Here is a 13,959-nt window from a genome sequence, read left to right as displayed (position 1 = left end):
CCGGGGCCGGGACGAGCCGCACCTGCGCACCGAGCGCCTCGAGCCGGGTCCGCAGCGGCCCGTCGCTCGGGGTGGCCACCACGACCCCGTGACCGCGCGCCCGCACGGCGGCGACGGTCTCGAGCAGCTGCAGGTCGGAGCCGTAGACGTCGCACGACGGGGTTCCGATGAGGACGACGGCCATGGGCTCTCCTCGCGCGCTGCCGGATGAGGAAGGTGACGGGGTCGGCGCACTGGGCCACGCCGACCCCGTCGTGCCCGCTGCGAGGTGGGGGGGAACGCTGCGGGCACTCCGATCCGTCGCCAGGCCTGGCGGACGGTTCGGTGGTTGGACGGAGATCGCGGTCGGACCCGAAGGTGTGCCTCCCGGCCCCCGTGACCGCAACTGTCCAGCCCCGGGACGCCCGTGACGGTCCCCGACCGTCGGCTATCCCCAATTTCGGGACCCCACCCCGTTGAGACCCGGGTTCCCGTGGGTCGAGACCCGGGTTCCCGAGGGTCGAGCCCCGGGTTCCCGAGGGCCCTGTGGATGACGCCGGCAAGAGACGTCGCTGCGGGACGATGCTCGGCGCATGACCCCAGCGAGCGACGTGGAGCCGGCACCCTTCGATCCGCAGCGGCCGTTCCGGCGACGTACGGCGCTCGCCGCAGGGGTCACCGCCAAGCGGCTGCGGGGACCGGAGTTCCGACAGCTGACCTGGGGCGTGTACGTCGACGCGGCATTGCCCGTGACGCCGCGGCTGCTGGCGCAGGCGACCGTCGTACCGTTCGACGCGACCGCCTTCGCCAGGCACGCCTCGGCGGCCCGGATCCACGGCACCCCCATCCCGGTCCTGCCCGACGAACACGTGACGGTGCTCGAGCCGACCCACCGGCGTCGCCGCCGCGGCACTGTCTGCCACCTGCGCACGACGGCGGTGATCACGGTCGTCGACGGGACACGGGTGTCGTCGTACCGGCAGATGTTCGTCGAACTGGCCGAGCTGTTGTCCCTCGTCGACCTCGTCGTGGTCGGTGACTGGCTGGTGCGCCGCAAGGGCGTCGAACCCGAACAGCTGCGCGCCTTCTGCGCGGACAGCACACTGCCGGGCGCGGCGCTCGCCCGGGAGGCGGCGAGCTATGTCCGCGAGCGGGTGGACTCGCCGATGGAGACCCGCCTGCGGATGCTCCTCGTCCTGGCCGGGCTACCCGAGCCGGCGGTCAACCCGACCCTGCGCGCGCACGACGGCGCGCCACGCCGCCGGTACGACCTGCACTACCCGGCGTCGAACACCATCGTCGAGTACGACGGCCGCCAGCATGCCGAGCGGGAGGAGCAGTGGGAGTCGGACCTGGAGCGCCGTGAGGCGATCGACGATGACCACGCCCGACTGCTCGTCGTCACCGCGAAGGGCATCTACCAGCATCCGGAGCGCACGGTGGATAAGGTCTGGCGCACGCTCCGCGAACGTGGCGAGCCGAACGTCCCGGCACGCCTCTCCGACGCCTGGCGACGGCACTTCCCCGGCCGCGGGGAGTGACCGCCGGCTGCGCCACCTGACCACAGTCGTGCAGGGCGAACGGTTATGACGGACCCGCCCGGAGCGGACCGGTCACGATCGCTCACCCTGCACCGAAATGGCCGTCCCGACCGCGGACGCCGGCGACGCAGGTCAGGAATCCGTCGCGAAAGCGGCGTCGAACGCGGCCGAGGGGGCGTCGAACGCGAGCCGGCGTACGAACTCCAACGCCTCGGGGGCCCCGACGAGCCGGTCCATGCCCGCGTCCTCCCACTCGACGGAGATCGGGCCGGAGTACCCGATGGTGTTGAGCATCCGGAAGCACTGCTCCCACGGCACGTCGCCGTGGCCGGTGGAGACGAAGTCCCAGCCGCGGCGCGGGTCGGCCCAGGGCAGGTGCGAGCCGAGCCGCCCGTTGCGGCCGTTGCCGACGAGCCTCTTCGCGTCCTTGCAGTCGACGTGGTAGATCCGGTCCTTGAAGTCCCACAGGAAGCCGACCGGGTCGAGGTCCTGCCACACGAAGTGGGAGGGGTCCCAGTTCAGCCCGAACGCCGGCCGGTGCCCGATCGCCTCCATCGCCGCGACAGCGGTCCAGTAGTCGTAGGCGATCTCGGAGGGGTGGACCTCGTGCGCGAACCGCACGCCGCACTCGTCGAAGACGTCGAGGATCGGGTTCCACCGGTCCGCGAAGTCGCGGTAGCCGGCGGCCACCATCTCCTCGGTGGCCGGCGGGAACATCGCGACGTACTTCCAGATCGAGGAGCCGGTGAACCCGACGACGGTGTCGACACCGAGGCGCTGCGCGGCCCGGGCGGTCATCTTCATCTCCTCCGCGGCCCGCTGCCGCACCCCCTCGGCGTCGCCGTCGCCCCAGATCCGCGACGGCAGGATCGCCTGGTGACGGGCGTCGATCGGGTCGTCGCAGACCGCCTGGCCCTTGAGGTGGTTGGAGATCGCGAAGACCTGCAGGCCGTACTTCTCCAGCACGTCCAGCTTCGCGCGGACATAGGAGTCGTCCTCGGCGGCCTGCCACGGGTCGAGATGGTCGCCCCAGCAGGCGATCTCGAGGCCGTCGTACCCCCACTCGGAGGCGAGCCTGGCCACCTCCTCGAACGGCAGGTCGGCCCACTGGCCGGTGAACAGGGTGATCGGACGGGACATCTGGTCCTCCTCGGGTGACGTCGGGATTCAGCCGACCGGCTGGGCGAGCGCCACCCGCTGCCAGGTGGCGTGGGCGGCGCTGTGCTCGACGGCGTGGAGCACCGCCTGCACCTGGGCGCCGTCGGCGAACGACGGCCGCGGCTGGTCGCCGTCCGCGATGGCGCGCACCAGGTCGACCACCTGGTGGGTGAAGCCGTGCTCGTAGCCAAGGCCGTGGCCGGGCGGCCACCACGCGCCGACGTAGGGGTGGCCGGGCTCGGTGGCGAGGATCCGGCGGAAGCCGGCGGTCTCGGCCGGCTCGGCGGCGTCGTAGAACTCCAGGACGTTCATGTCCTCGAAGTCGAAGGCGAGGCTGCCGGCCGAGCCGTTCACCTCGATGCGGATCGCGTTCTTGCGGCCCGTGGCGAACCGAGTGGCCTCGAAGACACCCATCGCGCCCGACCCGAAGCGGGCCAGGAACGCGGTGGCGTCGTCGACGGTCACCCTGCCCATCTCCGCGGTCCCGGCGCCGTTGGCAGCGGCGCCGCCGAGCAGTCCGGCGCCCTGACCGCCGGGCAGCGGCCGCTCGGGCACGAACGTGTCCATCGCGCCGACCACCTCGGTGATCGTGTCGCCCAGGATGTGCTGGGTCAGGTCGATGACGTGCGCCCCGATGTCGCCCAGCGCGCCGCTGCCGGCCTTGGACTTGTCGAGCCGCCAGCTGTACGGCGCCTGCGGGTCCGCGATCCAGTCCTGGAGGTACTGCGCCCGCACGTGCCGCACCGTGCCGACCCGGCCCTCGGCCACCAGCTGCCGGGCGAGCGCGATGGCGGGTACCCGGCGATAGGTGAAGCCCACCATGGCGCGCGCGCCGCCGGCGTACGCCGCCTGGGCGGCTGCCGCCATCGTCTCGGCCTCCGGCAGGGTGTTGGCCAGCGGCTTCTCGCACAGGACGTGCTTGCCGGCGGCCAGTGCTGCGACGGCGATCTCGGCATGGCTGTCGCCGGGGGTGCAGATGTCGACGAGGTCGATGTCGTCGCGGGCGACCACGGCGCGCCAGTCGGTGGCGCTCTCCGCCCAGCCGAGCCTCTCGGCGGCCGCGGCGGCCCGCTCGGGGTCACGGCCGCAGACGACGGCGAGCTCCGGCTGCAGCGGCAGGTCGAAGAAGCGCGGCGCGGTGCGCCAGGCCTGGGAGTGGGCGGCCCCCATGAACGCGTGCCCGATCATCGCGACCCGGAGGGACGCGGACCCTTCGTGGGGCATGGCACAGCTCCTGTCCAGTGTGGTGCGCCGCCCGCACCCGGGCCCGATCCCGGATGCGGTGCGGCGGTGTTGCTCAGCGGTGTTGCTCAGCGGTGTGCTCAGCGGTGGTGGAGGCTGATCAGGACTCGAAGGCGCTGTCGATGAACTGGTCGACGTTGTCGGAGGTCACGACCGGCGCGTAGAGCCGGATCGTGCGCGGCACCTCGACCTCCACCAGGTCGCTCATCGCCTTGCCCTGGACCAGCAGCCGGGCCAGCCGGATGCCGTCCGCGGCCTGGGTGGAGGGGTAGATGACGGTCGCCTTGAGGACGCTGTCGCCGGCCTGGATCTCGCGCATGGCGTTCGCCGAGCCGGCGCCGCCGACCATGACGAACTCGTCGCGGCCGGCGTTCTCGATCGCGGCCATCACGCCGACGCCCTGGTCGTCGTCGTGGTTCCACAGCGCGTCGATCTTCGGCGCGGCCTGCAGCAGGTTCTCCGCCGCGTCGGTGCCGCCCTCGACGGTGAAGTCGGCGGCGACCCGGTTGTCGACGTCCAGGCCGCACTCCGACAGCGCGTCCTCGAAGCCCCGGCTGCGGTCCTGGGTCAGCGGCAGCGAGTCGATGCCGGCGATCTCGGCGACCACCGCGTCGGGGTTGTCGCCGACCTGCTCGCAGATGTAGGTGCCCGCCGAGACGCCCATGCCGTAGTTGTCGCCGAGCACAGTGACCCGGGCGGCGTTGGGGTCGTCGAACTCGCGGTCCACGTTGATCACCGGGATGCCGGCCTGCATCGCCTTGAGCGCGACGGGCGTCATGGCCGCACCGTCGAACGGCAGCAGGACGATCGCGTCGACCTTGTCGTTGATGAACGTCTCCACCTGGCTGATCTGCAGGTTGACGTCGTTGGTGCCCTCCGAGACACGCAGCTCGATGTCGTCGTACTTCTCCGCCTCGCGGCGCGCGGACTCGGTGATCGACCCCATCCAGCCGTGGTCGGCGGCGGGCGCGGAGAACCCGATGACGACCGTGTCGCCGGTCTCGTCGTTGGCGCCGGCCGGCGCGGCGTTGGTGCCGCCGTTGTCGCCGTCGGAGTCCTCGGGGCTGTTGCTGGTGCAGGCGACCAGCGCGAAGGCGGCGATCCCCGCGGAGAGGCCGGCGGCCAGGCGGCGAGTGGGACGGTGCTTCATAGGTGTCTCCCTGGGTTCGATGGTGAGTCAGGAGTGGTTGCGAGACGCCAGCCGCTGTTGCAGGAGCACGGCGACGACGATGATGAGCCCCTTGACGACCGCTTGATCGGACGACGTGAGGTTGTTGAGCGTGAAGACGTTCGACAGCGTCGTGAAGATGAGCACCCCGAGCACGGTGCCGACGATGGTGCCGCGGCCGCCCGAGAGCAGCGTCCCGCCGATGACGACGGCCGCGATGGCGTCCAACTCCCACAGGCCGCCGTGGGTGGAGCTGCCGGTGGTGGTGCGGGCGACCAGCATGATCGCGGCGATGCCGCAGCACACGCCGACGAGCACGTAGAGGTAGACGGTGTGGCGCTTCACGTTGATGCCGGCAAGTCGCGCGGCCTCCGGGTTGCCGCCGACGGCGACGGTACGGCGGCCGAAGGTGGTGCGGTTGAGCAGCACCCATCCGCCCGCGGCGACGAGCGCGAACATGATGACGATGACCGGGATGCCGACGACCTCGGCGTTGAAGAACTCGCGCAACGCGTCGACCCGGAGGATCTGGGTCTTGCGGTCGGACATGACCTCGGCCAGGCCTCGAGCCGAGACGAGCATGGCCAGCGTCGCGATGAACGGCACGACTCCGCCGTACGCGATGATGAGGCCGTTCACCAGGCCGCACCCCGCGCCGACCAGCACCGCCGTCAGCGCCATCAGCAGCCAGTGCGTGTCCTCGGCCATCTGCTGGGTGGCCAGCGTGGTGCACCACACCGACGCCAGCGCGAGGATCGCGCCGACCGAGAGGTCGATGCCGCCGCCGGTGATCACGAAGGTCATGCCGATGCTGACCACACCGATCGTGGCCGCGAGTCGCAGGATCGTCATCGCGTTGGCGGTCGAGGAGAACCGGTCGCCTGCGGTGATCATGCCGACGACGCAGAGCAGCACCAGCGCCACGACGAGGCCGAGGTTGCGGCCGGTGCTGCTGCGCAGCAGCGCCAGCGCTCCCCCACGATCGGGGTTGCCGGCGGCGAGCGCCTCCTCCTCGACGCGTGCGGTGTCGCTACCGGCACGGGTGCCCAGCGGTGTCTCGCTCATCGGGGTCTCCGATCGATTGTTCGCGGGGGAGCGAAGCGGAGGAGCGAGGAATCGAGTGGGGTGATCAAGCGACTCTCCCTTCCATGACCAGGTCGAGCACCTGGGACTCGTCAAGCTCGGTGGCGGGTGCCTCGTGCACCACGACGCCCTCCCGCACGACCAGCACGCGGTCGGCGAGGCCGAGGACCTCCTCGACCTCGCTGGAGACCACGACGACGGCGACGCCCTCGTCGGCCAGCGTGCGGACCAGTCGGTACAGCTCGGTGCGGGCGCCGACGTCGACGCCCCGGGTCGGCTCGTCGAGCAGCAGCACCTTGCAGCCGCGCAGCAGCCAGCGGGCGAGCACGACCTTCTGCTGGTTGCCGCCCGACAGCGTGCGCACCGCACGGTCCGTACGCCGGGGGCGCAGGTCGAGCTGCTCGGCGAGCTCGTCGGCCCGGTGCCGCTCCTCGGCACTGTCGAGGAACCCGGCCCGGGCGAACCGCTCCATCGACGAGACCGTGATGTTGCGGTAGACCGCCTCGTCGAGCAGCAGGCCCTGGCTCTTGCGCTCCTCCGGTGCCAGTCCCATGCCGGCGCGCACGGCAGCCGTCACCGAGCCACGGCGCACGGTCCGCCCCCCGACGCGGACCGTGCCGCCGCTGGCCCGGCGGGCGCCGTACACCGTCTCCAGGATCTCGGAGCGCCCCGCGCCCACGAGGCCGGCCAGGCCGACGATCTCGCCGGCGTGGACGGTGAGGTCGACCCCGGAGAAGACGCCGGCGAGCGCGAGGTCGGTGACCTCGAGGACCGGCTCTCCGCGGGTGGGAGCGGTGGGGCGCGGCGGGAAGACGTACTCGATCGAGCGGCCGGTCATCAGCCGGATCAGCTCACTGGTCGGGGTGTCGGCGACCTGGAGGCCGGTGGCCACGGTGCGGCCGTCCTTGAGGACCGTGATGCGGTCGCCGATCTCGCGGATCTCCTCGAGCCGGTGGGAGATGTAGACGACCGCGACCCCCTCGGCGGTGAGGCTGCGGATGACCCGGAACAGGTTGCGCACCTCCTCCTGGTCGAGCACCGCCGACGGCTCGTCCAGGACGAGCAGTCGGGTGTCGTGGGAGAGGGCGCGCGCCATGCTGACGATCTGCTGGGCGGCGGGCGAGAGGTCGCCGACGAGCCTGCCGGCGGGGATCTCGCCGTGGCCGAGGCGCTGGAGCAGCTCGGTGGCGCGGCGCTGGGCGAGCTGCCGCTGCGCGAAGCCGAAGCGGGTCAGCTCGTGGCCCAGGAAGACGTTCTCGGCGACGCTGAGGTCGGCGACCAGGTCGAGCTCCTGGTAGATCGTGGCGATCCCGCGCCGCAACGCCTGGATCGGGCTGCCCAGCGCGACCTCCTCGCCGTCCCAGGCGATGGTGCCGCCGTCGGGGTGGTGGAAGCCGGAGAGCACCTTGATCAGCGTCGACTTCCCGGCGCCGTTCTGGCCCAGCAGGCAGTGGACCTCGCCGGCGCGGACCTCGAGGTCGACGCCGTCGAGCGCGCGGACGCCGGGGAACTCCTTGACGATCCCCGTCATCTGCAGCAGCACGTCGCCGGCCATCGGATCCTCCTCGCGCCGTTCGGTCGTGATCGGCATCACAACCTCGCGCTCCGCACGCTAAGACGGTTGGAGGGGAACTTCAAGGGGTTCCGACGAAAGATCCGAAAGTTTCGGCATAACTTTCGCCAGTTCGATACAAAGTCGCAGGCGACGTCGGGTCTGGTGGCGCCCCGCAAACTGTCACCGTGACAGTTCGCGGCGAGGGCGACAGTTTGAAGTGTCACTCCCGCCGCGAAGTGTCACGGTGACACTTTGGGGAGTGGCTGTCCGCGTGCGTCAGGAGCGCTCGTCCGCGGCGTACACGGAGCCGCTGATGAGCCGCGCGGCGCCGATCACGCCACCCTCGTCGCCGAGCTCCGACAGCACGATCGGCAGGCTGCCGGTGGCCAGCGGCAGGGAGCTGCGGTAGGTCACCGCGCGGACCTCGGCGAGCAGCGCGTGCCCGAGGCCGGTCACGCGGCCGCCGATCACGATGAGGCCGGGGTTGAAGAACGACACCAGGCTCGCCAGCACCTGGCCCACGCGACGCCCGCTGTCCCGCATCAGCTGCACCGCGTGCGGGTCGCCCTGGGCGACGGCGGCCGCGACGTCCGCCGCGGTCAGCTCGGTGCCGTCACGCTCCTTGAGCATCGTGGCGAGTACGGCGGAGCGACCGCTGCGCGCGAGCGCCGTGGCGTCCCGACCCAACGCGGCTCCGCTCGCGAACGCCTCGAGACAGCCGGTGTTGCCGCAGGCGCAGGTCGGGCCGCCGTCCTCGACGCGGATGTGCCCGATGTCGCCGGCACAGCCGTCGACACCACGGTAGAGCTCGCCGCCGATGACGATGCCGCAGCCGATCCCGGTGCCGATCTTGACGTAGAGGAAGTCCTTCGCAGCCCGCGCGACGCCGGCGTGCTGCTCCCCCACCGCGAGCGCGTTCACGTCGTTGTCGAGGACGACCGGGCAGCCGAGCTCACGGGAGAGGGCGTCGCGGACCGGGTAGCCGTCCCAGCCGGGCATGATCGGCGGCGAGACCGGGACGCCACGATGGAAGTCCACCGGCCCGGGCACGGCGATGCCTGCACCGATCGGCCGCTCGACGCCGGCCTCGGCGAGCACGGCCCGAACCTCCTCCAAGGCGGAGGCCAGGACGACCTCGGGCCCCTTGCGGATGTCGCACGGACGCTCGCGCACGGTCAGCAGGCCCAGCCGGCCGTCGGTCAGGCCGACCGAGATGCCGGTCGCGCCGATGGCGACGCCGACGAACCGGATGTCCGAGGCCAGGTCGACCATCGTCGAGCGACGCCCGCCGCGCGACGCCGCGGGTCCCGCTTCCTGGGCCAGGCCGAGCTCGACGAGCCGGGCGACCTCCACCGCGATCGTCGTGCGCGAGACCTGCAGCCGGTCAGCCAGCTGTGCCTTCGAGAGCGGGCCCTCGTCCCGTAGTCCGGCCAGGATCCGAGCCTGCATCGGGCTCTCCGCACGACCCGCCAACGAATGACGCATCCTCCGATCCTCGCACGCCCGCGCGCCACCAACGTCGAGCCCCGGGTTCCCGAGGGTCGAGTCCCGGGTTCCCGTGGGTCGAGTCCCGGGTTCCCGAGGCGATCGCCGCGGCGACCCGCACCTACCGGGGCAGCTGGTCGGCGACCCAGTCCCCGAACGCCCGGTGGCCGGCGGCCGTCAGGTGGAGCCGGTCGGGCAGGTACTCGAGGTCGAGCCCGGCCGACGAGACATACGCGACGCCGTACTCCTCACAGAGCTGGCCCAGCCACCGGTCCACCCGCTGCGCGCCGCGACTGCGCGCGGGCGCGGGCGGCGGTCCGACGACCACGACCGCCCGGTCGGCGACGTACGGCGACAGCCGGCTCATCAGCGCCGCGAAGCCGTCGCGAACCGACCGCTCGGGCTGGTCGTAGTCGTTGAGGCCGCCCTCGACGATGACGAGCTCGGCTCCGCCGGCGACGGCGCGGGAGGCACGCTCCGCGAACGAGACCCCGGGACAGGGAGAGGCGGTCGCGCTGAAGCCCGAGCCCGAGAAGCCGTCGACGCTGATCCGACCGGGCAACCGCGCCGGCCAGGCCGCAGCCGGGCGGTCGAGCCGGAAGCCGACCGACCAGGAGTCTCCGATGACGACCGTGCGGGCACCCGAGCCGGTCACGAGCCTGGCGCGCGCGGCGGCCGCGTCCTGGTGCCGCTCACAGCGAGCGACATCGTCGGCCGAGGCGGTCCCGCGCACGACCACGCCGACGACAGCAGCGAGCACTGCGACGAGGCAGAGGAGGACGACACGACGGACCCGGAGCACTGGTCAATGATCAGCACCCACCCCGCCGTACGTGCGGGAATCGGCAAACATCCCGAGATCTCGTGAGCGAACCCACGCCAACCCGAGACTCGGCCCACGCCAACCCGCGACTCGACCCACGCCAACCCGCGACTCAACGGGAAAAGGGTCAGACGGCGTAGGCAGCCAGCTCGCCGGCGAGGGTCTCGTTGGTCCGGCCGCGCACCTTGGTGCCGTCGCCGGTGTGCTCGAGGGCGTCGATCTCGCCGTGCTGGTGGATCTTGTTGAGCAGGTCGCCGCGGCTGTAGGGCAGCAGAACCTCGAAGTCGACGGCAGGACGCGGCAGGTCGGCCTCGATGAGGCGCAGCGCCTCGTCGATGCCCTCACCGGTCCTGGCCGAGACGACGACCGAGTGCGGCTCGGCCCGCTGCAGCCGGCCGAGCACGACCGGGTCGGCGGCGTCGGCCTTGTTGATGACGACGAGCTCGGGTACGTCGGAGGCGCCGATCTCGGCGAAGACCTCCCGCACCGCCGCGAGCTGGCCCTCGGGGTCGGGGTGGGACCCGTCGACGACGTGGAGGATCAGGTCGGCGTCCGCGACCTCCTCCAGCGTGGAGCGGAACGCCTCCACCAGCTGGTGCGGCAGGTGCCGGACGAAGCCGACCGTGTCCGACATGGTGTAGACCCGGCCGTCGGAGGTGTCGGTACGACGGGTGGTCGGGTCCAGCGTCGCGAACAACGCATCCTCGACGAGCACGCCGGCACCGGTCAGCCGGTTGAGCAGGGAGGACTTGCCGGCGTTGGTGTAGCCGGCGATCACGACGGCCGGGATCTGGTTGCGCTTGCGGGTGGCGCGCTTGGTGTCGCGCGTGCCCTTCATCTCCCGCAGCTCGCGGTTGAGCTTGGCGATCCGGGTGCGGATCCGGCGCCGGTCGGTCTCGATCTTGGTCTCACCGGGACCGCGGCCACCGATGCCGACGCCGCCGGCGGCCCGGCCACCGACCTGGCGCGAGAGGTTGCCACCCCAGCCGCGCAGGCGCTGCTTGAGGTAGTTGAGCTGGGCCAGCTCGACCTGCGCCTGACCCTCCTTGCTCTTGGCGTGCTGGGCGAAGATGTCGAGGATCAGCGCGGTCCGGTCGACGACCTTGACGCCGGTGCGGTCCTCGAGGTTCCTCAGCTGCGAGGGGGCGAGCTCCCCGTCGCAGATGACGGTGTCGGCGCCGGTGACCTGCACGATCTCCTTGAGCGCCTCCACCTTGCCGCGACCGATGTAAGTCGCGGGGTCGGGCGCCTGCCGGCGCTGGTAGATCGCCTCGAGCACCTCCGAGCCGGCGGTCTCGGCCAGCAGCGCCAGCTCGGCCATGGAGTTCTCGGCGTCCTGGACCGAGCCCTCGGTCCACACGCCGACGAGGACGACCCGCTCGAGCCGGAGCTGGCGGTACTCGACCTCGGTGATGTCCTCGAGCTCGGTGCGCAGGGACGCGACCCGGCGCAGCGCGTGCCGCTCGGCGAGCTCCATCGCGCCGACGGTGGGATCCTCCTCCGGATCGGCGCCGTCGGGGCTGACCGGTTCGTCGTCGAACTCCTCCTCGGAGTCGGCGTCATCCCAGTGGGCGGTCGCCTCGAGCTCGTCGGCGAGGCTGAAGTCGTTGGCGTGGGCCTGATGATTCGTCATACGCCTTCCAGAGTACGGCGACACACCAGCCGACCGCGCATCGTTTTCGCGCGATCGGCCGGCGTGCTCGCTCATCGCAGCTCGAGCAGCGCCTTGACGACCCGCACGTTGGCCACGACACCGAGCCCGGCTCCGAGGACCGTGACGGGGTCGGGGAACTCACCCGAGGCGAGCACCATGCTCGCGACCATCGCGGCGGGCACCCACCGCGGCAGCAGGCCGGTGACGAGCAGGGCCACCACGGTGAGCAGCGTGGCGAGGCCGCCGAACACCAGGCCGGGAGCGACCAGGACGGAGAAGAACCCGCCCTCCTGGAAGGCGGTGAAGCTCTGGATCGACGACGCGGGCACGCGGTCGGCCTCGACCAGCGACCAGACGAAGCCGCGGAACCCGACCTGGGCGCAGAGCCCGACACCGGACAGGAACATCAGCACCCCGACCAACGCCCCGAGCCGGGGCAGTCGCGGGCGCAGCACCCGAGCGACCCCGACAGCGGCGGGGATGGTGAGCGCGCCCGCGAGCATGACCAGCGCGGTCCCGGCCAGGTAGCGGCTCGGCGACGAGGCGACGGAGTCGAGGAAGAGCGCGGCGTCCTCCCGTGGCAGCACGGAGGGCTCCACGAGGAACCAGGCGGTCATGGCGAGCGGGTTGGCGATCATCGCGGCCGCGATGCCCAGCGTCGTACGACGGCCGGCGACCGTGGCCGGCGCCGTCGGCGTGACCTGCCGGGCCCATTCACGCGCCGACCCGGCGGTCGGCGAGGCGGGCGGGGTGGTGCTCGGGGTGGTGGACTGGGTCATGGCTGACTCCTCAGCGTTCGGGCGCCGGACGTCCCGACGCGATGAGGAGGACTCTGCGGAACGCGGCGTCCCGCCGTCGCGAGCCGGATGGTCACGTCCTGGCGAGGTCGGTCCGTCCCCGGCCCTGCTCGGATGTCCCGACCGGGACGGGACGGCCCGTCCCGTGACAGGGGCCCGGGCGCTCGGCAGCATGTGCGCATGCCGCATCCCGACCCGAGCCGCCCCGCACCCGCGCCGGTGCGGGCCGCCGCCCTCACCGGAGGCGTCCTCGCGGTGCTCGCCGTGGCGGTCGCGACGGTCCTGCGCGCCCGGGAGGGACTGCTGCCCACCCCGATCAGCCTGGCGGCCCTGGCCTTCGCGGTCACCGGCACGGTGCTGGGGTGGCGGCAGGCGCGGTCGTCGGTCGGGTGGTTGCTGCTGGCGACCGGTCTCTCGATGAGCCTGTCGAGCGGCCTCCTCGAGTGGGCGCACCACGGCCTGGTGGTCGACCGCGGCTCGCTGCCGGCTGCCGAGGCGGCGCTGTGGGTCGGCTCGTGGCTGTGGGTGCCGGGCTACTGCCTGGTGGCCACGCTGCTGCCGCTGCGGCTGCCCGACGGTGCCCTGAGCGGGCCGCGATGGCGGATCGCCTGGTGGGCCGCCGTCGTCGTGACCGGGGTGGCGACGCTCGGATGGGCCGTGACGCCGTACGACCGGATGGACCGCCCGCCGCTCGCCGGCCTCCCCGGCGACGTCGCCTCCCCCGCCGGGCTGGCGGCCGGCCCGGCGCTGCTCGCCGCGTCGCTGCCGCTGGTCATGCTGGGTGCCCTGGTCGGGCTGGCCTGCGTGGTGCTGCGACTGCGCGCCTCCGTCGGCGAGGAGCGCCAGCAGCTGAAGTGGGTGGCGTACGGCGCCGTGCTGAGCATCCTGCTGCTCGCGCTCGGTCAGGTCGCCGGTCCAGAGGGCGGCTCGGACCTGCTGCTGGGGGTCGGCATCCTGCCGCTGCCGGTCGGCGTCGCCGTCGCGGCGCTGCGCTACCGGCTGTGGGACGTCGACCTCGTCATCCGGCGCACCCTCGCCTACGCCGTGCTGACCGCCCTCGTCGTCGGCGTGTACGTCGGGACCGTGCTCGGTCTCGGCAGCACCCTCGGCGAGCGGACCGGCGCGCCGCTGCTGGCGACCGTCGTCGTCGCGCTCACCGCCGAGCCGGCCCGGCGCCGAGTGCAGCGGCTAGTGGACCGGGTCACCCGGGGCGACCGCTCCGACCCGTACCGAGCGCTGGTCGGGCTCGGCAACCGGCTCGAGGCGGCCGCGGCCCAGCCCGCGGGCGCCGAGGCCCTCGCCCAGGTCGCCGCCGCGGTCCGGCACGCGCTGCGGCTGCCGTGGGCGACCGTGGACGTGCTCGACGGCCCGACCGCCACCAGCGGCGTGCCGGAGGGCCCGGCCACCGAGCTGCCGCTGGTGCACGGCGGGGCGCTCGTCGGCCGGCTCGTGGTCGGGTCGCTCGCGCCCGCCG

Annotated in this window: 11 protein-coding genes and 1 pseudogene; 2 read left to right on the top strand and 10 right to left on the bottom strand. The window is 72.5% G+C overall.

Translation table 11 applies throughout. The annotated features are described in order from the left end of the window. A pseudogene (locus VGE38_RS04855) lies at window positions 1-184 on the bottom strand (glycosyltransferase family 1 protein); the annotation flags it as partial. Window positions 185-572: 388 nt separating this feature from the next. Here VGE38_RS04855 and VGE38_RS04850 point away from each other — a divergent pair. Then, the gene (locus VGE38_RS04850; protein ID WP_331141404.1) at window positions 573-1,520 is read left to right on the top strand and encodes a putative endonuclease domain-containing protein; all 948 of its coding nucleotides are present in this window, start codon (window positions 573-575) and stop codon (window positions 1,518-1,520) included. 132 nt (window positions 1,521-1,652) lie between these two features. On the opposite strand, the gene VGE38_RS04845 is transcribed toward VGE38_RS04850, so the two are convergent. The 9 genes from VGE38_RS04845 to VGE38_RS04805 form a co-directional block, all read right to left on the bottom strand. Next, a complete protein-coding gene (locus VGE38_RS04845; protein WP_331141403.1) occupies window positions 1,653-2,660 on the bottom strand; it encodes a sugar phosphate isomerase/epimerase family protein in 1,008 nt (335 codons plus the stop codon). Between the two features lie 27 nt (window positions 2,661-2,687). Further along, entirely contained in the window at window positions 2,688-3,902 is a 1,215-nt protein-coding gene (locus VGE38_RS04840) for a Gfo/Idh/MocA family protein (protein ID WP_331141402.1), read from the bottom strand. A 118-nt stretch (window positions 3,903-4,020) separates the two neighbouring features. Further along, window positions 4,021-5,070, bottom strand: coding sequence for a substrate-binding domain-containing protein (locus VGE38_RS04835; RefSeq protein ID WP_331141401.1), 1,050 nt, complete (start codon window positions 5,068-5,070; stop codon window positions 4,021-4,023). A 27-nt stretch (window positions 5,071-5,097) separates the two neighbouring features. Continuing rightward, window positions 5,098-6,153, bottom strand: a complete 1,056-nt coding sequence (locus VGE38_RS04830) for an ABC transporter permease (RefSeq protein ID WP_331141400.1) — start codon at window positions 6,151-6,153, stop codon at window positions 5,098-5,100. Window positions 6,154-6,217: 64 nt separating this feature from the next. Further along, the gene (locus VGE38_RS04825) at window positions 6,218-7,762 is read right to left on the bottom strand and encodes a sugar ABC transporter ATP-binding protein (RefSeq protein WP_331141399.1); all 1,545 of its coding nucleotides are present in this window, start codon (window positions 7,760-7,762) and stop codon (window positions 6,218-6,220) included. Between the two features lie 240 nt (window positions 7,763-8,002). After that, entirely contained in the window at window positions 8,003-9,211 is a 1,209-nt protein-coding gene (locus VGE38_RS04820) for an ROK family transcriptional regulator (RefSeq protein ID WP_331141398.1), read from the bottom strand. 121 nt (window positions 9,212-9,332) lie between these two features. After that, window positions 9,333-9,971, bottom strand: a complete 639-nt coding sequence (locus VGE38_RS04815) for an SGNH/GDSL hydrolase family protein (protein WP_331141397.1) — start codon at window positions 9,969-9,971, stop codon at window positions 9,333-9,335. Between the two features lie 190 nt (window positions 9,972-10,161). Then, window positions 10,162-11,667, bottom strand: coding sequence for a GTPase HflX (hflX, locus tag VGE38_RS04810; RefSeq protein WP_331141396.1), 1,506 nt, complete (start codon window positions 11,665-11,667; stop codon window positions 10,162-10,164). A gap of 71 nt (window positions 11,668-11,738) precedes the next feature. Continuing rightward, entirely contained in the window at window positions 11,739-12,467 is a 729-nt protein-coding gene (locus VGE38_RS04805) for a DUF4386 family protein (protein ID WP_331141395.1), read from the bottom strand. Window positions 12,468-12,665: 198 nt separating this feature from the next. On the opposite strand from VGE38_RS04805, the gene VGE38_RS04800 reads away from it, so the two are divergent. Further along, window positions 12,666-13,959 (top strand): hypothetical protein (locus tag VGE38_RS04800; RefSeq protein WP_331141394.1); only part of this gene is annotated, 1,294 nt, incomplete at its 3' end.

Origin of the sequence: Nocardioides sp. (assembly GCF_036405735.1) — a bacterium.
Taxonomy (GTDB): Bacteria; Actinomycetota; Actinomycetes; order Propionibacteriales; family Nocardioidaceae; genus Nocardioides.
This window is presented reverse-complemented; position numbering and strand designations above follow the sequence as displayed.